The organism is Thermithiobacillus plumbiphilus, from assembly GCF_038070005.1.
Taxonomy (GTDB): Bacteria; Pseudomonadota; Gammaproteobacteria; order Acidithiobacillales; family Thermithiobacillaceae; genus JBBPCO01.
On sequence record NZ_JBBPCO010000007.1, the window covers coordinates 1 to 22,511 of the forward strand.

The 22,511-nt window shown below is 60.9% G+C and carries 18 protein-coding genes; 15 read left to right on the top strand and 3 right to left on the bottom strand.

Going from position 1 to position 22,511, the window contains the following annotated elements:
* Window positions 1-124 precede the first annotated feature (124 nt).
* Window positions 125-976, bottom strand: coding sequence for a radical SAM protein (locus WOB96_RS07810; RefSeq protein ID WP_341370729.1), 852 nt, complete (start codon window positions 974-976; stop codon window positions 125-127).
* Window positions 977-1,201: 225 nt separating this feature from the next.
* Between WOB96_RS07810 and WOB96_RS07815 the strand changes: the two genes are divergently transcribed.
* The 12 genes from WOB96_RS07815 (at window position 1,202) to ubiT (ending at window position 17,311) form a co-directional block, all read left to right on the top strand.
* A complete protein-coding gene (locus WOB96_RS07815; protein WP_341370730.1) occupies window positions 1,202-2,473 on the top strand; it encodes an MFS transporter in 1,272 nt (423 codons plus the stop codon).
* Window positions 2,474-2,498: 25 nt separating this feature from the next.
* Window positions 2,499-3,884 (top strand): NarK family nitrate/nitrite MFS transporter, encoded by a 1,386-nt coding sequence (locus WOB96_RS07820; protein WP_341370731.1) that lies wholly within the window; start codon window positions 2,499-2,501, stop codon window positions 3,882-3,884.
* A 138-nt stretch (window positions 3,885-4,022) separates the two neighbouring features.
* Window positions 4,023-7,769 carry a nitrate reductase subunit alpha gene (locus WOB96_RS07825; protein WP_341370732.1) on the top strand — a complete coding sequence of 1,249 codons (3,747 nt, stop codon included), beginning with the start codon at window positions 4,023-4,025 and terminating at the stop codon, window positions 7,767-7,769.
* Between the two features lie 98 nt (window positions 7,770-7,867).
* Entirely contained in the window at window positions 7,868-9,418 is a 1,551-nt protein-coding gene (gene narH / locus WOB96_RS07830) for a nitrate reductase subunit beta (RefSeq protein WP_341370733.1), read from the top strand.
* A 9-nt stretch (window positions 9,419-9,427) separates the two neighbouring features.
* Window positions 9,428-9,949 (top strand): nitrate reductase molybdenum cofactor assembly chaperone, encoded by a 522-nt coding sequence (gene narJ / locus WOB96_RS07835; RefSeq protein WP_341370734.1) that lies wholly within the window; start codon window positions 9,428-9,430, stop codon window positions 9,947-9,949.
* A gap of 10 nt (window positions 9,950-9,959) precedes the next feature.
* Window positions 9,960-10,748, top strand: a complete 789-nt coding sequence (narI, locus tag WOB96_RS07840; RefSeq protein ID WP_341370735.1) for a respiratory nitrate reductase subunit gamma — start codon at window positions 9,960-9,962, stop codon at window positions 10,746-10,748.
* 371 nt (window positions 10,749-11,119) lie between these two features.
* Window positions 11,120-12,292 carry an NAD(P)H-dependent flavin oxidoreductase gene (locus WOB96_RS07845; RefSeq protein WP_341370736.1) on the top strand — a complete coding sequence of 391 codons (1,173 nt, stop codon included), beginning with the start codon at window positions 11,120-11,122 and terminating at the stop codon, window positions 12,290-12,292.
* Between the two features lie 78 nt (window positions 12,293-12,370).
* Window positions 12,371-13,327 (top strand): tRNA modification radical SAM protein MnmL/YtqA, encoded by a 957-nt coding sequence (gene mnmL / locus WOB96_RS07850; RefSeq protein WP_341370737.1) that lies wholly within the window; start codon window positions 12,371-12,373, stop codon window positions 13,325-13,327.
* Entirely contained in the window at window positions 13,317-14,330 is a 1,014-nt protein-coding gene (ubiU, locus tag WOB96_RS07855; protein ID WP_341370738.1) for a ubiquinone anaerobic biosynthesis protein UbiU, read from the top strand. Before mnmL ends, ubiU begins: the two co-directional genes overlap by 11 nt.
* Before the next feature lie 6 nt (window positions 14,331-14,336).
* Window positions 14,337-15,236, top strand: coding sequence for a ubiquinone anaerobic biosynthesis protein UbiV (gene ubiV, locus WOB96_RS07860; RefSeq protein ID WP_341370739.1), 900 nt, complete (start codon window positions 14,337-14,339; stop codon window positions 15,234-15,236).
* Complete coding sequence (locus WOB96_RS07865) at window positions 15,233-16,825, top strand: lipoyl protein ligase domain-containing protein (protein ID WP_341370740.1); 1,593 nt, start codon at window positions 15,233-15,235, stop codon at window positions 16,823-16,825. Before ubiV ends, WOB96_RS07865 begins: the two co-directional genes overlap by 4 nt.
* Window positions 16,826-17,311, top strand: coding sequence for a ubiquinone anaerobic biosynthesis accessory factor UbiT (ubiT, locus tag WOB96_RS07870; protein ID WP_341370741.1), 486 nt, complete (start codon window positions 16,826-16,828; stop codon window positions 17,309-17,311).
* A 4-nt stretch (window positions 17,312-17,315) separates the two neighbouring features.
* Here ubiT and moaA read toward each other — a convergent pair whose 3' ends face one another.
* On the bottom strand, window positions 17,316-18,305 hold the full coding sequence (moaA, locus tag WOB96_RS07875) for a GTP 3',8-cyclase MoaA (protein ID WP_341370742.1): 990 nt from the start codon (window positions 18,303-18,305) through the stop codon (window positions 17,316-17,318).
* Between the two features lie 259 nt (window positions 18,306-18,564).
* Between moaA and fnr the strand changes: the two genes are divergently transcribed.
* Window positions 18,565-19,326: a fumarate/nitrate reduction transcriptional regulator Fnr gene (gene fnr / locus WOB96_RS07880; RefSeq protein WP_341370743.1), complete on the top strand. Its 762-nt coding sequence runs from the start codon at window positions 18,565-18,567 to the stop codon at window positions 19,324-19,326.
* 25 nt (window positions 19,327-19,351) lie between these two features.
* Here the strand turns inward: fnr and WOB96_RS07885 are convergent, their stop codons facing one another.
* Window positions 19,352-19,984, bottom strand: a complete 633-nt coding sequence (locus tag WOB96_RS07885; RefSeq protein ID WP_341370744.1) for a TatD family nuclease-associated radical SAM protein — start codon at window positions 19,982-19,984, stop codon at window positions 19,352-19,354.
* A gap of 312 nt (window positions 19,985-20,296) precedes the next feature.
* Between WOB96_RS07885 and WOB96_RS07890 the strand changes: the two genes are divergently transcribed.
* The gene (locus WOB96_RS07890) at window positions 20,297-22,318 is read left to right on the top strand and encodes a ribonucleoside triphosphate reductase (RefSeq protein WP_341370745.1); all 2,022 of its coding nucleotides are present in this window, start codon (window positions 20,297-20,299) and stop codon (window positions 22,316-22,318) included.
* A complete protein-coding gene (gene nrdD, locus WOB96_RS07895; RefSeq protein ID WP_341370746.1) occupies window positions 22,315-22,509 on the top strand; it encodes an anaerobic ribonucleoside-triphosphate reductase in 195 nt (64 codons plus the stop codon). Before WOB96_RS07890 ends, nrdD begins: the two co-directional genes overlap by 4 nt.
* The last annotated feature ends 2 nt before the right edge of the window (window positions 22,510-22,511 follow it).

Sequence of the window (22,511 nt, forward strand, 5' to 3'; positions counted from 1 at the left end):
CTCGCCCAGGGTATCGGCCATGGCGGGGAGGCTGATTCCCCCGAGAAGGGTCAGCAGGACGGCGGGATACAATTTATTCAACATCTTATCCTCTCCTCTCAGAGGGTGGAGCATCCGCGCCCGTTCAAAAACTCGTCCGTACCCGCATGCCCAGGGACTGGATCTGGTCAGCAAATTGCTGAACCCAGCTCATGGGCAAGGGCGCGATGCGAGGGGATTCTGGTTGCTGCACGGGCCTGGCCACACCGTACAGATGCACGCCCTCCAAGGGCACGCCCTGCTCCCGCAGCCTTTTGACAAAGCCAAGATAAGCCTGTGTTTCGCGCAATGGTGGCGGCTGACCGTCCCAGGCGAAGAGGCAGGTTTGCAGCCAGGTGGGGCAGAGTCGCGCGGCAATTCGCAGATTTTTGTCCATGCGCACCACGGCCTGATTGATGCCATTGATATGCCGCACGCCTGCACGGTTGACGCTGTCGACCTTGAACCAGACCTCGCCATTGACCTGCGCCATTTCTTCCAGCGCACGTCGGACCTTCAGGCGGGTGATAAGGCTGCCGTTGGTCAGGAGCCGCAGCTTGACTCTGCCGATCAATTCAAATTCCGTCATGACCTCGACGATTTTCGAGACCGCCACATCGAAATTGGGTGAGGTGGTGGGTTCGCCGTTGCCTGCCAGGGCAATGTCCTGAATGATGCCTTTTCCCTCGGGGGCCAGATCCGCCATCAGGCCGCCACGCAGCAATTCCCGCAGTATCCAGCGCAGTTCCTCTGCCAGCCGGTCCGGATCGGCTGGCTGCGCGCCGCCGCGCTGGAGATGTGGTACCTGACAATAGATGCAGCGCCAGTTGCAGGTGTTGCGCGGGGTGAGGTTCACGCCGACGGAAATCCCGCCGGCGCGCCGCGACAGCACGGTATAGACGTAGGTCAGGCCTGCATATTCGCGACGGTGCTCACATCTGTCCAGTGCTTCCCGCATGGCTGTTTCTCATCCTCATGGCGTGTTTTCTACGTTTATCCCAGGTGCTGGCGGCAAGCCTTGATGTAGGTCAATAAATCCGGCAGGTGGCGGCAACACCCAGTGCTGTGCAAAAGGATTTTTTCTTGATGTGCATCAATGAGCGCGCTGCCGCTTGCTGTAATGTAAGTTCGCAAGGGCATTGCACGCCTTTGGTCAGGGGTGGGTTCCGCCGAGGAGGCATTGATGAAGAGCGAACGCTGGAAACAGATCTCTGTGCTTAGCGCAAGCACCCTGGCCTTCACCGTCTGTTTTGCGGCATGGGTCATGTTTTCCATCATCGGCATTCCGCTCAAACAGGAACTGGGATTGAACGAGACCCAGTTCGGCCTGCTGGTGGCTACGCCCATCCTGACAGGATCCCTGATCCGCTTGCCGCTTGGCATGCTGACGGATCGACTCGGAGGGCGAATCGTCTTTTTTTTGCTTCTTTTGGCGACAATAGTACCAATTTATCTTATTGGCGAGGCACATGCCTATTGGCAATTCCTGGTGCTCGGTTTATTCATAGGCTTTGCCGGTGGTGCCTTCTCCGTGGGCATCAGTTACGTGGCGCACTGGTTCGGCCGGGATCGCCAGGGTCTGGCCATGGGAATCTTCGGCGCCGGTAATGCCGGGGCGGCGCTGACCAAGTTCGTGGCCCCATCCATCGTGGTCGCCTACGGCTGGAGCATGGTGCCAAAGATCTATGCGGCAGCCATGCTCGTCATCGCGCTGCTTTTCTGGCTTATCACCTATACCGATCCGAATCATCTGGTGTCCAGGCAGGTAACGCTCAGGGACCAGTTACGCGTTTTGCGTGATCCCAAGGTCTGGAAGTACTCCCAGTATTACTCCCTCGTGTTCGGTGGCTATGTGGGGCTCGCCCTGTGGATGACCAAATACTATGTGGCTGAGTATGGCTTCGATCTGAAGCTGGCGGCATTGCTAGCCGCCGCGTTTTCGCTGCCGGGCGGGGTGCTGCGGGCCTTCGGCGGCTGGCTATCGGATCGCTGGGGAGCCCATCCGGTGACCTGGTGGGTGCTGCTGGTCTCCTGGATTTGTCTGTTCTTCCTGTCTTATCCGCAAACCGAGTTCAGCATCAAGACCGCAAATGGCGACATGAACTTCGCTTTCGGTCTTAGCCCTCTGGTATTCACCACGCTCATGTTTGTCATGGGCATGGCCTGGGCCTTCGGCAAGGCCTCGGTCTTCAAATATATCTCCGACGAGTACAAGCAGAACATGGGTGTGGTGTCCGGCGTGGTCGGCCTGGCGGGCGGTCTGGGTGGCTTTCTGCTGCCCATCATGTTCGGTGTCCTGGTGGACTTCACCGGCGTCAATTCAAGCATCTTCATGCTGCTGTGGGGGATCACCGGGGTTTCCCTGGTGTGGATGTACTGGACCGAGATCGTCCCGCTGCGCAAGGAAATCCGAAAGTCTCTGCCGGTCTCCACCACACTGGCGCAACGGGTCTGAAACCATCAAGCAAGGAGGCAAAATCATGACCAGTCATGTGCTAACGACCTGGAATCCGGAAGATACCGGTTTCTGGGCCCGCGAGGGCAAGCGTGTCGCCACGCGCAATCTGTGGATCTCGATCTCATCGCTCTTTCTGTCCTTCGCGGTATGGATGGTCTGGAGCGTGGTGGTGGTGAACCTGCCCAACGTGGGTTTCAAGCTGGATACCAATCAGCTCTTCTGGTTGGTGGGCCTGCCCGGCCTTGCAGGTGCGACCCTGCGTATTTTCTATTCCTTCATGGTGCCGATCTTCGGTGGACGCAAGTGGACGGTCATCAGCACCGCTTCCTTGCTGCTGCCGGCGCTCGGCATCGGCTTTGCCGTACAGAATCCCGACACACCCTACTGGGTATTGCTGCTGCTGGCCGCGCTGTGCGGCTTCGGCGGGGGGAATTTTGCCTCCAGCATGGCCAATATCAGTTTCTTCTACCCGAAGGCGCAAAAGGGTACCGCGCTGGGGCTCAATGCAGGATTGGGCAACCTCGGGGTGAGCGCCGTGCAGTTTCTGGTGCCGCTGGCTATCACCATGGGTATTTTCGGCACTTTCGGCGGCGAGCCGCAGACCTGGGTCAAGGACGGTGTCTCGCAATCGAGATGGTTGCAGAATGCCGGTTTCATCTGGGTGCCCTTCATCATCGTGACGACCATTGCTGCCTCGCTGGGCATGAATGACATTGCCGCGGCCCGCGCTTCCTTCAAGGATCAGGCGGTCATCTTCAAGCGCAGGCATACCTGGCTGATGAGCTGGCTGTATCTCGGTACCTTCGGTTCCTTCATCGGCTACTCGGCGGGGTTGCCGCTCCTGATCAAATCCCAGTTCACTGCGGTCGATCCGACCCAGTACGCTTTTCTGGGACCGCTGGCGGGCGCCCTGGCTCGTCCGGTGGGGGGCTGGCTGGCGGACAAGCTCGGCGGCGCCAACGTGACCTTCTGGAATTTCGTCGTCATGATGCTGGCCGTTTTCGGAGTGCTTTATTTTCTGCCCTCGGGGGCCTCAGGCGGCAATTTCTGGGGATTCCTGGCCATGTTCATGCTGCTTTTTGCCACGACAGGCGTCGGTAACGGTTCAACTTTCCGCATGATCCCGGTGATCTTCCTTACCGAGCGGCAGCGGGAGGCAAGCGGCAAGGGGGCGGCCGCGCAGGAACAGGCGATCAAGGACGGGGCCAAGGAGGCAGCGGCAGTGCTCGGTTTCAGCTCGGCGCTGGCGGCCTATGGCGCTTTCTTCATCCCCAAGAGTTATGGCACTTCGATCAGCCTCACCGGCGGGCCGAAGGCGGCGCTTTATGGATTCGCGATCTTTTATGCAAGCTGCCTGCTGATCACCTGGTGGTACTACGCGCGCAAGGGCGCGGCAGTGAGATGCTGAGCAATTGGGGCGGGGCGCCGGGAAGGCGCTTTGATTGACATGCATCAACATCGTCCGTCCCGCTCTATGGTGTGATTGAGACAGACCAGCGAATTCCGAGATTCGGGTTGCTGACCCAGAGGTTGAACCGGAGGCAAAATGAGCCACTTTATTGATCGCCTGAAATTCTTCACCAAGACTCAGGAAACTTTTTCCAAGGGGCACGGAATCGTCACCAACGAGGATCGCCAGTGGGAGGACGCCTATCGCAGGCGCTGGCAGTATGACAAAGTGGTGCGTTCAACCCATGGCGTGAACTGCACGGGAGGATGCAGCTGGAAGATCCACGTTAAAAATGGTCTGGTGGCTTTCGAGATCCAGCAGACCGATTATCCGCGTACTCGCCCCGACATGCCCAACCACGAGCCGCGCGGATGCCAGCGTGGCGCCAGCTACTCCTGGTATCTGTACAGTCCCCACCGGATCAAGCATCCCATGATCCGCGGCCGTCTGCTGGAGCTCTACCGGGCCGAGCGCGCCGCCGGTAAGGACCCAGTGGATGCCTGGGCTGCCATCCAGGCCGACGCGGTCAAGCGTAAGCAGTACACCGCCGTGCGCGGTCTGGGCGGCTTCGTGCGCAGCAACTGGGATGAGGTGACGGAGATCATCGCCGCCGCCAACGTCCATACCATCAAGCAGCACGGCCCGGACCGGGTGATCGGCTTCTCGCCGATTCCGGCCATGTCCATGATCAGCTACGCGGCAGGTTCGCGCTATCTCAGCCTGATCGGTGGCGTTCCCTTGTCTTTCTATGACTGGTACTGCGACCTGCCGCCGGCGAGTCCCCAAGTCTGGGGCGAACAGACCGACGTGCCGGAGGCAGCCGATTGGTACAACTCCACTTATCTCATCGTCTGCGGCGCCAACCTGCCCATGACCCGCACCCCGGATGCCCACTTCTTCTCGGAGGTGCGCTACAAGGGTGCAAAAGTGGTGTCCATGGCGCCGGATTATGCCGAGTACGTGAAGTTCGCCGATCTGTGGATGCCGGTGCGCCAAGGCACGGACGCCGCCGTCTTCATGGCCATGGGCCATGTGGTGCTCCGGGAGTTCTTCCTCGACCACCAGGAGCCCTATTTCCTCGATTACGCCCGTACCTACACCGATCTGCCCATGCAGGTGCTGCTGCGCAAGCACGGCGAAGGATTCGTCAGCGACCGTTTCCTGCGGGCCTCGGACTTCGACGGTCAGCTCGGTGAAGCCAATAATCCCGAATGGAAGACCATCGTCTATGATGAGGCGAGCAAATCCTTCGTGGCCCCGAACGGTTCCATCGGTTTCCGCTGGGGCGAGGACGGCAAGTGGAACATCCTGCCGAGGAACGCCGCAAATCAAGCAGAGATCCGGGCGGAGCTGTCCTGTGTCGAGCATCGTGACGAACTGGTATCGGTCGCCTTCCCGCACTTCACTCCCGGTGAGAAAGATGTGCTCTATCGCAAGGTGCCGGTGCGTCGGATCCGGCTTGCCAGTGGCGAGGAGGCCTATGTTGCCTCGGTCTTCGACCTGCAGGTGGCGCAGTACGGTGTGGATCGCGGTCTGGGCGGCTCGAATGTCGCCAGCTCCTACGACGATGCCAGCGTACCCTATACCCCGGCTTGGCAGGAACGGATCACCGGCGTCAAGCGCGCCGATGTAATCCGTACCGGTCGCGAGTTTGCCGACAATGCCGTCAAGACGCGTGGCAAGTCCATGGTCATCCTGGGAGCGGCGATCAATCACTGGTTCCATAATGACATGAACTACCGCGCTATCATGAACCTGCTGCACCTGTGCGGTTGCGTGGGCCAGAGCGGTGGCGGCTGGGCGCATTATGTCGGTCAGGAAAAGCTGCGGCCGCAGGCTGGCTGGGCGCCGGTGGCCTTCGCCCAGGACTGGTATCGCCCTTCGCGTACCATGAACGGCACCACTTTCTTCTATTTCCATACCGACCAGTGGCGCTACGAGCGGCTTGACGCCGACGATCTGCTGGCTGCGACCGCCAAGGGCCATTACAAGGGCTACAGCCTGGCGGATTACAATGTGGTGTCGCAGAGGCTGGGCTGGCTGCCCTCCGCCCCGCACTTCAACCGCAATCCACTGGAGATCGTGGCCGAGGCCGAACAGGCCGGCGCCGTCGACGAAGCCGACGTATCCCGTTACCTGGTCGACAAGCTCAAGAGCGGCGAGATCAGTTTTGCCAGTGAGGACATTGACAACCCGGTCAACTTCCCGCGCAACCTCTTCGTCTGGCGCGCCAATCTCCTGGGCTCCAGCGCCAAGGGGCATGAGTATTTTCTCAAGCATCTGCTAGGCGCCCAGAACGGCGTGCTGAACGAGGGCAAGGAGGGGCGTGAGTCCAGGGAAATTCGCTGGCGCGAAGAGGCGCCTATTGCCAAGCTCGACCTGCTGGTGGACATCAACTTCCGGCTGAACTCCACCGGGGCCTACTCGGACATCATCCTGCCGACCGCCACCTGGTACGAGAAGAACGACCTCAACACCACCGACATGCATCCCTTCATTCATCCCCTGAGCGAGGCGGTGACGCCGGGCTGGGAATCCAAATCCGACTGGCAGATCTTCAAGACCATCGCCCGGCAGTTCTCGGCCCTGGCGGCCAGGCATCTGGGCACCCGCAAGGACCTGCTCGCGATGCCGATGATGCACGATTCACCGGCTGAACTGGCGCAGCCTTTCGGCGTACGGGACTGGAAGCGCGGCGAGTGCGACCCGCTGCCGGGCAAGACGCTGCCCCTGTTCAAACTGGTGGAGCGCGACTACGCCAATACCTACAAGAAGTTCACCGCCCTGGGCCCGTTGATGAGCAAGATCGGCAACGGCGTCAAGGGCATCGACTGGAACACCGAGACCGAATACAAGGAACTCAAGCAGCTCAATGGCGTGATCCGCGAGGAGGGCATCACAAAAGGCATGCCCTCGCTCGAAGAGGATATCTTCGTCTGTGACACGGTGCTGGCCATGGCGCCGGAAACCAACGGCGAGGTGGCGCACAAGTCCTGGGCGAAGCTCTCCACCAAGACCGGCGTCGACCACCTGCACCTCTGCGAGGGCCGGCGCGAGGACAAGATCCAGTATCGAGACATCCAGGCGCAACCGCGCAAGATCATCACCGCGCCCACCTGGAGCGGCATCGAGTCCGAGCATGTCAGTTACACCGCTGGCTATACCAACATCCACGAGCACATCCCGTTCCGCACCCTGACCGGGCGTGCCCAGTTTTACCAGGACCACGAGTGGATGCTGGATTTCGGTGAGGGTTTCTGCGCCTATCGTCCGCCGGTTGACCTCAAGGCCCACAACACTGTACCAGCCACTGTGCGCAATAAGCCGCATCTGGTGCTGAACTGGATCACGCCGCACAGCAAGTGGGGTATCCACAGCACTTACAACGACAACCTGCGCATGCTCAATCTGTTTCGCGGCGGCCCGACGGTCTGGGTGGCGGAGGATGACGCCAAGTCCATCGGCCTGAAGGATAACGATTGGGTGGAAGCGGTCAATGCCAACGGCGCCACGGTGGCGCGGGTGGTTGTGAGTCAGCGCATTCCGCGCGGCATGGCGATGATGTACCACGCCCAGGAGAAGATCGTGAACGTGCCGGGTTCGCCCAGCACCGGCAAGCGCGGCGGTATCTTGAACAGCGTGACGCGGGTGGTGGTCAAGCCGACCCACATGATCGGCGGCTATGCCCAGTTGAGCTACAGCTTCAATTACTACGGTACCGTCGGTTCGCAGCGCGACGAGTACGTGGTGCTGCACAAGATCGAGGACCGCGATGTGGACTGGCTGGAGCGGCCTTTGACCGATGCCCGTGAGGCTGCTCTCAACCCGCCCACTGTCAGCTAGCCAGTTTTGTGGAGGATGAGGCAACGCTCCACGGGGTGAACTCTCGTCCATCGACCCATGGCTCACCTTCCACTCTTTAAGTATTCAGGAGAAAGATGATGAAAGTCCGCGCACAGTTCGCTTTCGTGTTCAATCTGGACAAATGCATCGGTTGCCATACCTGCTCGGTGACCTGCAAGAACGTCTGGACCAATCGCAAGGGTGTCGAGTACGTCTGGTTCAACAATGTCGAATCCAAACCCGGAATCGGTTATCCCAAGAACTGGGAGGATCAGGAGAAGTGGAAGGGCGGCTGGGAAAAGCGCAATGGCAAGCTGGAACTCAAGGCCGGTGGTCGCGCCAGCAAACTCGCCAATATCTTCATGAACCCGGACCTGCCGGAGATTGACGATTACTACGAACCCTTCACCTACAACTACGGTCACTTGCAGACGGCACCACTGTCCGAGGCGGCGCCCACGGCGCGGCCGATTTCGCAGATCGACGGCAGCAGCATGGAGAAGGTGAATTGGGGACCGAACTGGGAGGACGATCTCGCCGGCGAGTTCGAGAAACGTGCCGTCGATAAAAACTTCGACAACGTGCAGAAAAAGATCTACGCCGAGTTCGAAAATACCTTCCACATGTACCTGCCGCGCATCTGCAATCACTGCCTGAATCCATCCTGCGCGGCCTCCTGTCCTTCCGGCTCGATCTACAAACGCGAAGAGGACGGCATCGTGCTGGTGGATCAGGACAAGTGCCGTGGCTGGCGTATGTGCATGAGTGGCTGCCCCTACAAAAAGGTGTTCTACAATTGGGAATCCGGCAAGGCCGAGAAGTGCATCGGCTGCTATCCGCGGGTGGAGTCGGGCATGCCCACGGTCTGTTCCGAGTCCTGCGTGGGGCGCATTCGCTACAACGGTATCATTCTCTACGACGCCGACCGCATCCTGGATGCCGCCAGCGCCGAGCGTGAAACCGATCTCTACCAAGCCCAGATGGATATCTTCCTGGACCCGAACGATCCGGTGGTTATCGCCCAGGCGCGCGCCGACGGCGTGTCCGATGCCTGGATCGAGGCAGCGCAGAAATCACCCATCTACAAGATGGCCATCGAGTGGAAGATCGCCTTCCCCATGCACCCCGAGTTTCGCACCATGCCCATGGTCTGGTATGTGCCGCCACTGTCGCCGGTGCAGTCGCAGATTGATCAGGGCAATCTGCCAACCGGCCCCGATGGCGCAATCCCACGCGTCGAAACCCTGCGCTTGCCAGTGAAGTATCTGGCCAACCTGCTCACCGCAGGCGCGGAGGCACCCATCGTCAGCGCGCTCAAGCGCCTGCTCGCCATGCGCAGCTACATGCGTTCGGTGCACGTCGAGGGCCGGGCCGATACCCGCGCGCTTGAGGCCGTTGGCCTAGACGAGGAGACCGCCAAGGACATGTACCGCTACCTGGCCATTGCCAACTATGAGGACCGCTTCGTCATTCCGACCGGCAAGGAGGAAATGCGGCTGGACGACTTCCATGCCTTCCAGGGCCAGAACGGCTTTGCATTTGGTAATGACAGTTCGGCCGGACGCAGCGGCTTCTCGCTCTTTCCCGAGCGGCGCAAGGAATCCGTGGAACCGTTGCACTTCGTGCCGCATGTGCGAATCAAGGGATAAGGAGGATATATGCTGATCTATCGAATCTTGTCACGCCTGCTCGATTATCCGGATCAGGCGTTGCGCGCCCACCTGCCGGAGATTGCTTCCCGAATCGAGGCCGACACAGGCCTCGACGAAGCGGAACGGAAGATCATGCTGGATTTTCTGGCGTGGATGCAAGCCGGCGAGCCTTACGTGCTGGAGGGCCATTACGTGCAGACTTTCGACCTCACGCCGGAGTACAGCCTGCACCTGACCCATCATCTGTTCGGAGACGACGACCGCGAACGCGGGCCAGCCATGGTGGATATCGCCGAGCACTACAAGAGCTACGAACTGGAGGTTGTCGAGGGTGAGCTGCCGGACTATCTGCCTCTGCTACTGGAGTACGCTTCCACCCTGGACGAGACCGAGGCGCGTTTCTTCCTGGCGGACGCGGCCAAGGTGCTGGATGTGCTGGCCGCCAACCTGGAAAAGGCGGGCAGCCCCTATGCGCCGCTCGTCCGTCTGATTGAGCAACGCGGCCGGCTGGTCAGCCAGGCCGCCTAAGGAGTGGACCATGAACCTGCATAATTTCCTTTACGGCGTCTATCCCTACCTGGCTGGAACCATCTTCCTGATCGGCAGCCTGGTACGCTTCGACCATGAGCAGTACACCTGGAAGAGCGATTCCAGCCAGTTGCTGTCCAGGAAGAACATGCGACTGGCCAGCAATCTGTTCCATGTCGGCATCATTGCCATCTTTTTCGGACATCTGGTAGGCCTGCTGACACCGCACAGCCTCTTTCTCGCTCTTGGCGTGTCCGACATGGCGCATCAGTATATCGCCATCGCGGCGGGTTCGGTGTTCGGCACCCTGTGTCTGATCGGCGCGCTCATGCTCTGGTTCCGGCGCATGTTCAATCCGCGCATCTCGGCAACCAGTCGTTTCAGTGACAAGCTGATCATCACCTGGTTGCTCGTCACCCTGATGCTGGGCTTGTCCACCATTCCGGTTTCCCTCGGTCATGCCAGCCACGGCGATCCGAGTGTGATGATCGCACTCGCCCATTGGGCGCAGAGCATCGCCACCTTCCAGCCGGACCCGGCCGTCATCGCGGGTGTCGACACCATCTTCAAGGTACATCTCTTCTTTGGCATGACGGTGTTCCTGCTCTTCCCCTTTACCCGTCTGGTGCATGTCTGGAGCGTGCCGCTTGGCTATCTCGCCAGGCCCTACCAGATCGTGCGCACCAAGCGGCGGATCAAAGCGGTGTCCGCGCCGGAAGTGCCGGTCCTGCAGCAGCCGTCCGGCTACAATTCCGCGCCGGCAGGCGCGCCGGTGGACCGGCCGGCCCACGCCCGCTGATCCATATGGCCGATCCCGATCGTCGCAATGGAATCGGTCGGGCGGGAATCATGAGGGTTCGAGATATCTCGAACCCGCAATGGTCCCTTGGCAGGAGAGGAGCAGATGGATCCTTGTGCCCTGATGGCTGGCGCCATAACCGGCCTTCTGCTCGGGCTGTTCGGTGTGGAGGCGGTTTTCTGATCGTACCCGCCCTGGTGCTGCTTTCCGGCACGTCCATGCGCCAGGCCATCGGTACCTCTCTGCTCGTGGTGGCAGCCAAGCCCTATACGGGTTTTGCCGTTTTTCTCCTCTTCGTGGCGACTTACATCCTGCTTAGGAGCGTGTTGTGAAGGGCCTGTGCCTGGCTCAATCAAGTGAGGTTTTACACGATGGATCTTGATGGATCTGAAGCACTGGTTACTGATCTGCCATTATTGGAAATCAAGGGAAAACGGCTGTTGCCGATCGTCCAGGGCGGCATGGGAGTGGGCATTTCCGCCCATCGTCTGGCTGGTACCGTGGCGAGCTTTGGGGCGATGGGGACCATCGCCAGCATCGATTTGCGTCATCATCACCCGGATCTTCTGGCTCAGACCCGCCGTTGCCGGGACAAGGATGCGCTGGAGCGTATCAATCTACTCGCCCTCGACCGCGAGGTGCGCGCCGCTCTGGATCTGGCCGCGGGCAAGGGGCTGGTGGCGGTGAACGTCATGAAGGCGGTCAGCGCTCATGCCGACTACGTGCGCCAGGCCTGCGCGAGCGGCGCCGAGGCTATCGTCATGGGTGCGGGACTACCCATGGATCTGCCGGATCTGACCATGGATTTTCCCGAGGTGGCCCTCATCCCGATCCTTTCGGATGCGCGTGGCGTGGCCTTGGTGCTGAAAAAATGGATGCGCAAGCAGCGTCTGCCCGATGCCATTGTGCTTGAGCATCCGCGCTATGCGGGCGGTCATCTGGGCGCGCCCAAACCGGAAGACATCAATGATGCACGTTTCGATTTCCCCACCGTGCTGGAAGGCGTGTTCCAAACATTCAAAGAGCTGAATCTTGAAAAGGAAGCCATTCCGCTCATTCCCGCCGGTGGCATCGACCGGCCGGAAAAATTGCGCGAACTGCTTGCCCTGGGTGCCGGCGCCGTGCAGATAGGCACACCTTTCGCCGTCACCGTGGAGGGCGACGCCCATCCCAATTTCAAGCGCGTCCTGGCCGAAGCCAAGCCGGGGGATATCGTCACCTTCATGAGCGTGGCGGGGCTGCCGGCCCGCGCTGTGCTCACGCCGTGGCTGAAGAACTATCTGAAGCGCGAAAGCCGGCTGCAGTCCTGTGCCCAAGCCGACCGGCGGCGCTGCGCCATCGCCCTGGACTGCCTGAGCCACTGCGGCCTGCGCGACGGCAACGCCAAGGCGGGCCAGTTCTGCATTGATGCTCAACTGGCCGCCGCGCTGCGCGGTGAAGTGGACAAGGGACTGTTCTTCCGGGGAGCGGGGTGCCTGCCCTTCGGCGCGGAGATCCGTCCGGTGCGCGACTTGCTGGTGCATTTTCTACAGGCGAAGGGCTGAATCGTTGACGCGCATCAAGGTTTTTGCTGGTCTGCCGGGCTAATTTGAAATGCTGTTCGCCAGCCAGACGGGGTGCGCATGGCATTATCCGATTACGTGAACACCTTCGGGCAGCTGATGCTGCATCGCTACGGCGAGCGCGTGCACAAGCTGGCCATCCACGCCGGTTTTACCTGCCCGAACCGGGACGGCAGCAAGGGGCGCGGCGGCTGTACGTTTTGCAACAACGCTTCCTTCAATCCGGCCGGGCACCAGCCTACGAGCATCGCCGCGCAACTCGCTGCCGGGAGGCGGGTGATCGGCCAGTTCAGTAAGGCGCGGCGCTTTCTGGCTTACTTTCAGGCCTACACCAATACCTATGCTGCGCACGAGGTGCTGGTCGCACTTTATGCCCAGGCGCTGACGGAGCCCGACGTCATCGGTCTGTCCATCGGCACGCGTCCGGACTGCGTGCCCGAAATGACGCTGGACCTCCTGGCTGGGTACCACGACCAAGGCCTGGAGATCTGGCTGGAACTGGGCTTGCAGTCGGCCTTCGACCAGACTCTGGCGCGGGTGCGGCGTGGTCACGGCCTGGCCGAATACCGGCAGGCCGTCAGCGCCGCCCGGGCACGCGGCATTCCGGTCTGCACGCACCTGATCATCGGCCTGCCGGGAGAAACGGCGGCGCACTGGCGGCAGACCCTGGACATTGTGCTCGAACTCGGGGTGGACGGACTCAAGCTGCATCCCCTGCACGTGGTACGCAACACGCGCTTGGCCGGTCAGTGGCGCCGGGGTGAATACCGGCCGCTGACCCTGCACGAGTACACCCGGGCGGCCGCGGATCTCGTTCAGCGGACCCCGCCGCAAGTGGTTTTTCACCGTTTGACCGGCACCGCGCCGCCCGACTTGCTGCTCGCGCCCGACTGGTGCGCCCACAAGTGGCCCGTGCTCAACGGCGTCGAGGCGGAACTGAAGCGGCGCGGTACCCGTCAGGGTCAGCCTGACTTGGTTTTGCGCGCGACACAGGAGGAAACATATCTTGCCATCTGACGCTCTTTTGGAACTGGTCTGCCCGGCGGGTAGTCTCCCGGCCCTGAAAGCTGCCGTGGACAATGGCGCAGATTGCGTCTACATCGGCTTTAGCGATCAGACCAATGCCCGCAATTTCGCCGGGCTCAATTTTGATCTGAGCAGTGCCCGCGCCGGAGTGAAATACGCTCATGGCAAGGGCGCGCGTGTATTCCTGGCCCTGAACACCTACCCCCAGGCAGCGGACTGGGAATCCTGGCGGGGTGCCGTGGACAAGACGGCTGCGCTTGGCGTGGATGCCATCATTCTGGCTGATTTCGGTTTGTTGCGTTATGCCGCGGACGAGTATCCGGATCTGAGGCGGCATCTATCCGTACAGGGATCAGCGACCAATTACGAAGCGCTCAATTTCTATTACGAGCATTTTGGCGTGTGTCGGGCGGTGCTACCGCGGGTCTTGTCCATGGCCCAAGTCGAGCAGACGATGGCTCATGCCAGAATGGAAATCGAACTCTTCGGCTTTGGCAGTTTGTGCGTCATGGTGGAGGGGCGCTGTGCCTTGTCCTCCTATGTTACCGGGGAATCACCCAACACCCATGGGGTCTGCTCGCCGGCCAAGATGGTGCGCTGGCAGCATACCGCGCGAGGCTTGGAATCGCGCTTGAATGGCGTCCTGATCGACCGCTTTGCGGGCGACGAGCATGCCGGCTATCCGGCGCTCTGCAAGGGGCGTTTCATCGTCAATGACGAGAGTTATTACGCCATCGAGGAACCGACCAGTCTCAACACGCTGGCTGTGCTGCCCGAGATGCTGCGCCTCGGCGTGGCGGCGATCAAGATTGAGGGCCGCCAGCGCAGCCCTGCCTATGTCGCCCAGGTGACGCGGGTCTGGCGCGCGGCCATCGATGCTTGCAAGCGCGACCCTGAGAGTTACGCCGCGCAACCGGCCTGGCTGCGCGAGATGGATCGGATTGCTGAGGGGCAGCAACATACCCTTGGCGCCTATCATCGTCCCTGGAAGTGAGGTCCCATGAAACTTGCTATCGGTCCTGTCCTGTACTACTGGTCCCGTGAAGCCGTGTGGCATTTTTATGAGGAAGTCGCCACCGCGCCGGTGGACATCGTCTACCTGGGAGAGGTGGTCTGTTCCCGGCGCCACGAACTTCGCTTGCCGGACTGGCTCGATCTGGCGGAGGATCTCGCGGCGAGCGGCAAGGAAGTGGTCCTGAGCACGCAGGCCCTGCTCGAATCCGAATCGGATCTCAAAAGGCTGAGAGCGGTTGCCGACAATGGACGCTTTGCGGTCGAAGCCAACGACGTGGGTGCCTTGCGTCTGTTGGCGGGCCAGACTGCCTTCGTGGCCGGTCCCCATATCAATGTCTACAATCCGCCGACCCTGGCTTGGCTCGCCGGGCTGGGCGCGAAACGCTGGGTGATGCCGGTGGAAATGTCGCGCGAGGCGCTCCGCTATCTGCTGCCCCACGCTCGCGGTATGGAAATCGAAGTCTTCGCCCATGGTCGGCTGCCACTGGCCTTTTCGGCGCGTTGCTTCACCGCCCGGCATCACAATCTTTCCAAGGACGACTGCCAGTTCCGCTGTCTCGATTATCCGGACGGCCTGCCGCTGCGCACCCGTGAGGGGGAGCGGTTTCTGGCCATCAATGGCATCCAGACACAATCGGCTCGGGTCTATAACTTGGTGGGTTCAGTAGCGGAATTGCGTGTATTCGGGGTGGACGTGCTGCGCATCAGTCCCCAGGCGCGGCATAGTATTCGTATTGCCGGTCTGTTCCGCGCGGCGATGGACGGATCTCTGGATCCGGCTGCTGCCGCTGCGGAAATGGAAGATTTGATGCCGGATGGCGCTTGCGATGGTTTCTGGCGCAATCGTCCGGGCATGGCCCCTGTCGGCGAGGAACAGTGGCCATGACGCAGGATGATACGTTGGTCTGGGTATGGGACAGCGGGTTGCGTTCGGGCAGCGAGAACCTCGCCATCGACCGCCTGTGGCTGCGGCAGCATGCCCGTGGCAAGCGGCCGGACCTGCTGCGTTTTTATCGCAGCCTGCCCTGCGCGGTGGTGGGCCACCATCAGGCGGTGGACCGTGAGTTGCGCCTGGACTATTGCCACAACCACGGTATCGAGGTCCTGCGGCGGCCCTGCGGCGGCGGGGCGCTTTATGTCGATCAGAATCAACTGGCATTCAGCCTGATCATCAGGAGCCCTTCCGTCTGGCAGGATGCGGCCATTGGCGCAATCCTCGCCCACGTGGCGGAAATCCTTGCTGCAGGCCTGGCTGGACTAGGTGTCAGGACCACATTCAAAGACCCCAACGACCTCGAAGTCGAGGGGCGAAAACTTGCCTCGATTTTCCTGGCGAACGAGGGGGACACCCTGCTGCTGCAAGGCGTCCTGCTGCTGGATCTCGACATCCGGCGCATGCTCAAAACCCTGCGCGTACCCACTGAAAAGCTCTCGCCATCCGGCCTGGATAGTGCCCGCGGCCGCCTGATCACCTTGCGTCAGTGCCTGGGCCGGATGCCTGAAGCGGGCGAAGTGCAGAGGCACCTGCTCACCGCCATGCAAGAGGCGTTCAATCCGCGCCTGTGGACTACCGTCAAGCTTATGGAGAGCGCTGTGACTGGCGAGCCGACAGATGAGTCGGCACATGGGTTCCGCATCGATTGGCGGGCGCAGCGGGATGAGGCGATGGAGGCCATCTGGCGGACAGCGGGTGGTGTGTTGCGCACCCGTCTGGTACTGGATGAGCAGGCTCAAATAATCAAACAGGCGGAGTTCGCTGGTGATCTTCACTGCCGGCCCCTGGACCTCCTGGAGCGTCTGCAGGATGCCCTGACGGATCTGCCTCTGCCGCTCATCGACCGCTGTCTGGTTCATGTCGCGCAGAGAAGCTGCGCCGAACTGTCAGGATTCGGCATCGAGGACCTGCGGCGGGTGCTGCAGCTTGCCATCGACAAGTTCGATATGCGCAGGCAGATGGGGCTGAGCGCCGCCCAGGCTAATGGCGTCATGTGCTTCGGTGGGGAATATTCCGGGGCCGGAGCAGTCCTGGCGCAGGCGCAGGTCATGCTGGTGCCCTATTGCGCCAAGCCGCCCTGGTGCAAGTGGCGCCATCAGGATGGCTGTACCGAATGCGGCCTCTGCGAAGTGGGAGAGGCCTACCGGTTGGCGAGGGAACGTGGCATGCCAGTGACCTCCATCACCAATTACGAGCACCTGCTTGCCACTTTGGCGCGCATGAAGAGCGAGGGCGTGCAGGCTTACGTGGGAATGTGTTGCAGTAATTTTTTCATCAAACGCCACCGCGCCTTCCGCGAAGCGGGTATGCCGGCCCTGCTCCTGGATATCAGTGGCTCGAATTGCTACGAGCTGCAGCAGGAGGACCAGGCCTACGCCGGTACTTTCCAGGCACGGGCATATCTGGACCTGGATGTCCTGCACAAGGTCATGCGCTTCGTACCGCAGCAAGGCAGGAGCAGTTTGAAAAAGGAGATTTGAGTGCGCGCGACACGGCTGCAACAGGTGGAATGGCAGACTTTGCCCATCTTCCCGTCATCTGTCGGCAGGATACTGGCCCGCCTGCCAGTCTATCCACCTTCACTCACTCTGGTCCTGGCGCTCAATCGGCTGTTATTGCCCCTGCTTGAAAAGGAAGTCCTGCGGGCTTGGCGTGGCAAGCGATTTTGCGTTCAGGTCAAGGATGCCGGCCTGAGCTTCTTCTTCGGCCTGGACGCGACGGGATTTGTTGCCTGCCGCGCCACGCTAGCCGTGGATCTGTGCATCAGCGCCAATGCTTATGACTTCCTGTTGCTGGCAGCGCGCGAGGAAGATCCCGACACGCTGTTTTTCAGTCGCCGCCTGCTGATGGAAGGTGATACGGAGCTCGGACTCCTGGTGAAAAACACCCTGGACGCTCTGGAGCCGCCCGCCTGGGTCGGACGACTGCTACAGTCGATCCTGACGCGGATGGATCAGGCCATCTGACGCTTCAGCCGCCGGTCATCGCCATGAAACGCATAACCTTGCGGGGTTTTTCGCGGAATTCATGCCGCGCCGGCTTAGAGTCCAGCGCGGACCGGATCGCCGCTTCCAGAACCTCATCGGGGGCTTTGTCACGCAGCAACGGGCGCAGCGAAACACCGCCTTCCTCGCCGAGGCAGGTGTACAGCGTGCCGTCCACGCCAACACGTAGGCGATTGCAGGTCTCGCAGAAGTGCTGCGACAGCGGGGTGATGAAGCCAAGGGCGAATGAGCCGTCGTGGTTGCGCAGATAGCGCGCCGGCCCGCCGCCCGGCTGCACCCCGTCGATGAGGCCGAACCGCTCTTGCAAGCGCCGGCGCACAGGCTGCAGATCCACGTAAGCCGAAGTCCGGCCGGTGTCACCGACGGGCATGATCTCGATCAGGCGCAGGACGAAACCATGCGCCATGCAGAAAGCAACCATGGCATCGACTTCATCATCATTGATGCCCTGCATGAGAACCATGTTGATTTTGATGGGTCTGAGCCCCGCCTCCCGTGCTGCATGCAGGCCGGCCATCACCTCGTCCAGGCAGTCGCGCCCGGTGATTCGCGCCAGCCGCTCCCGCTGCAGAGAGTCCAGGCTGACATTGATGCGCCCGACGCCAGCTCGTTCTAGGGCCTGCGCGTGCTTGGCCAATTGCGTGCCATTGGTGGACAGGGAGAGGTCCGCAACACCGGGAATGGCAGTGAGCCGCCCGGCCAGCACGGCCAGGCCACTTCGCAGCAGCGGCTCGCCGCCGGTCAACCGTACCCGGGACACACCAAACCGGGCAAACAGGGCCACCAGCCGCTCGATCTCATCGAAACGTAGCCAATGGTCCGGTTCTTCGAAACCGCGGAATCCCTTGGGCAGACAGTAACTGCAACGCAGGTCGCAGCGGTCGGTGACGGAAAGACGTAAATATTCGATCCGCCGGCCGAAGCGGTCGATCAAGTTGTGAGGCTGCATGTTCATGGAAATCCTCTCGGCCTCCACCTTTCTATCTGAGTGGCTTCAATCTAGAACAGGTCCAGCGGCAAAGCCTTGACATACATCAAAGACCAAACAGTTCCCGGCGGTAGCCGGATTTCATGCGTTGCTTGCACCATGCTTTGAACTCGGCTAATTTGCGGGTAGCGGGTAAGGCGCTGTCCGGCTGTCTTCTCCCGAGGAACCTGCGCGCGTCTTGACGGTCAAACGCGGCTGTTCCATTCAGAATGGCGAAGGAGCCGATATGCACGATGCCCAATTCCTGAAGCGGGAGGCCAGGCTCAAGATTGCGTGTTCAAGCTGCAATCTGCGTCAGCTTTGTCTCCCCGTGGGCCTCGACCCGGAAGATATCGAGCAACTGGACGCCGCGCTCAATCTGCGCCAGCGCGTGCAAACCGGCCAGCATCTCTATCGGGCCGGCGATATCTTCCGTTCCCTCTACGCCATTCGCTCAGGGGTTTTCAAACTGTACCGGTTGAACGCCGACGGGCGCGAGCAGGTGATGGGGTTTTATCTCCCGGGCGATCTGATGGGTTTGGGTGCCATCGGTACTGGCCGTTTTGCCCTGCATGCCGTAGCCCTGGAAGACAGCCATATCTGCGAGGCGCCATTTTCCCTGCTTGAAGAACTCGCACAGAAGATCCCTTCCTTGCAACGTCAGATCCATCGTGTGTTGAGCGCCGAGATCCTCCAGGACTGGCAGGCCATGATGATGCTCGGCTCGATGCTGGCCGAGGGACGTCTGGCCGTTTTTTTGCTTGACCTTTCCGAAAGGCTTCAGCGCCGGGGGTTTTCTCCCACCCATCTCCACCTCAGCATGTCACGGGAGGAAATCGGCAATTATCTCGGAATGAAGCTCGAAACCGTCAGCCGGACCTTTTCCAAACTGCAAAAAGACGGCTTGATAGCGGTTGACCGGCGCGTGCTGACCATCCAGGATATGCCTGGCCTGAAACGCCTGGCAGGGTGTGCCGGCGAATCACACCTGGGGATGGCAGAGGCCTGAGTGCATAGCCTGGCTGATTGCGTTTTCAGTCGATTGTTCCAAGATTGCGCTTGTGGAAATTGACGCCGAAAGCCTCGGCGGTGGCTTCACAGGCAGGAATGTCTACACCGGCTAATCCTTTGATGGCGGTCAGGGTGATCGAAGGGACGTAATCGCGCGCCAGATCCGCGAAATCCAGCGCCGCCGCGTGGCAGTGTAGACGCTTGGGCCGGCAGTGCTCGTTATAGATAGTCTCGTTGGCGGCCTGAATCGAAACCGACAGGGCATCGATGTTGCCTTCCAGGTCCGGGGTGATGTCACGCCCGAAACGCAGGTTGGCCAAGCCGTCCGTTTCCAGACGGACATAGCCGCCCAGCCGGCGGAGTTCCTTGCCGGCCTCCAGCACAGTGTAGAGCCGCATGGTCGGTTCGCCCAATCCGGAAAACACGACTTCGTCATAATTTCGCGGACCACCCACTACCGCCAGAATTTCATCCAGCTCCGGCTCTGTGGCCAAACGCAGATAATGTCCGCCGATGCGCCAGCTACCGGTGAATTTCGGGCAGAAGCGGCATCGCAGGCTACAACTGTTGGTCACGTTGAGATACAACTTGCTGCCCTGTGGATAGGCGATCAGACCCCGCTTGATTTGAATGATGGATGCATTGTGTTCAGACATCGCGAATTCCTCGCCATCATTTTGCTTGCCAGTTTCAGATTATCCCTCTGCTAAACCATTGCTGATTTGACCCATATCAAGTACTGGCCCAAAGCTCTCTTTGTTGTTGCACAGAAAGCGGTTCTGGATCAGTTACCTGCCGTTTGATAAGGCGCGGTCGGCATTGCTTTCGAACTTGACCTGGATCAAGGAAATTCATGTCCAATATAAGGTATTCATATTGAACAATAACGCTATATCTAGGGTTCTAGGCGTAAACATGTGAAAGGGGGCGGAATGGAGTCCTTCGGTTCCGAAGCTGGCCAAGGATCTTTGCTTCGTGAGGTGATCAAGCGCGACGGCAACCTCGCGCCCTTCGACGCTGGCAAGATTCGCGCCGCCATCCGTCGCGCCGGGGCAGCCACCGGCGAGTTCGATGCCGAGGCGGCCGCGCGTCTTGCTGAACAGGTGCTCAAAGTATTGAGCTATCAGCACCGTCAGGAGCTACCCGCCATCGAGCGCATCCAGGACGTGGTGGAGCAGGTGCTGATCGCCGCCGACCATTTCCGCACCGCACGCGCCTACATCGTCTACCGCGAAAGCCACGCCAGATTGCGCCGGGACCGCCAGACCCTGGTGGACGTGGCGAGCTCGGTCAACGAATATCTGGAGCGCGCCGACTGGCGGGTCAACGCCAACGCCAATCAGGGCTATAGCCTGGGCGGCCTGATCCTGAACGTGTCCGGCAAGGTGGTGGCCAATTATTGGCTGAACCACGTCTATCCGCCGGCAGTGGGGGAAGCGCACCGAGACGGTGATCTGCACGTCCACGACCTGGACATGCTGGCCGGCTACTGCGCCGGCTGGTCGCTACGCACGCTGTTGCACGAAGGTCTGAACGGCGTGCCGGGTAAAGTGGAAGCCGGCCCGCCGCGGCACATGTCGAGCGCAGTCGGGCAGATCGTCAACTTCCTCGGCACCCTGCAAAACGAATGGGCCGGCGCGCAGGCCTTCTCGTCATTCGACACCTACATGGCGCCCTTCGTACGCAAGGACAGTCTCTCCTATGCCGAGGTGCGGCAGTACATCCAGGAACTCATCTACAACCTCAACGTGCCGTCGCGCTGGGGCACGCAAACCCCCTTCACCAATCTCACCTTCGACTGGACCTGCCCGGAGGATCTGCGCGAACAGGTGCCGCTGATCGGCGGCGAGGAGATGCCGTTCACCTACGGTGAGCTGCATGCCGAGATGGACATGATCAACCGCGCCTACATCGAGGTGATGACCGCAGGCGACGCCAAGGGCCGGGTCTTCACCTTTCCCATTCCGACCTACAACATAACCCGCGATTTCCCCTGGGACAGCGAGAACGCCGAACGCCTCTTCGCCATGACGGCCAAGTACGGGCTGCCCTATTTCCAGAATTTCATCAACTCCGACCTGCAACCGAACATGATCCGCTCCATGTGCTGCCGCCTGCAGCTTGATCTGCGCGAACTGCTGAAGCGCGGCAACGGCCTGTTCGGCTCCGCCGAGCAGACCGGCTCGGTGGGCGTGGTCACGGTAAACTGCGCGCGCCTGGGGTACCTGCACAGAGGCGACGAGTCTGGCCTGTACCTGCGCCTGGATGCGCTGCTGGATATCGCCCGCGACAGCCTGGAGACCAAGCGCAAGGTCATCCAGCGCCATATGGACGCAGGCCTCTTTCCGTACACCAAGCGCTACCTCGGCACTCTGCGCAATCATTTCTCCACCATCGGCGTGAATGGCATCAACGAAATGATCCGAAACTTCACGGATGATGCCGAGGACATCACCACACCCTGGGGACATGCCTTCGCCCTGCGTCTGCTCGATCACGTGCGGGCCCGGATGCTGGCCTTTCAGGAAGAGACCGGCCACATGTACAACCTGGAGGCCACGCCGGCCGAGGGCACCACCTACCGCTTCGCCAGGGAGGACCGCAAACGCTTTCCGGACATCCTGCAGGCGGGCACTGTGGACATGCCTTACTACACCAATTCCTCGCAACTGCCGGTGGGCTTCACCGACGACCCCTTCGAGGCCCTGGAGCGGCAGGAATCGCTGCAGCGCAAGTACACCGGTGGCACCGTGCTGCACCTGTACATGAGCGAGCGCATCTCCAGCGCCCGGACCTGCAAGACCCTGGTACGCCGGGCGCTGGAGCGCTTCGGCCAGCCCTACATCACGATCACGCCGACCTTTTCCATCTGCCCGAAGCACGGCTACCTGAGCGGCGAGCACCACTTCTGTCCCAAATGCGACGAGATCCTGCTCGCCGAGAAGCGCCGGGCTCTGCCCGGCATCCAAGCCAAGGAGGAGATCCCATGAGCGAATCCGTCAAAGCACCCCACCCGGCAGCGGCCGAGATCACCCTGAGCGACGCGGAGCGCCAGCGCTGCGAAGTCTGGACCCGGGTCATGGGCTATCATAGGCCGGTAGCGTCCTTCAACGTTGGCAAGCAGGGCGAGCACCGGGAGCGCCGTTGCTTCCGCGAAAGCCGGGCCCTGCTGGGCGGCTGAGG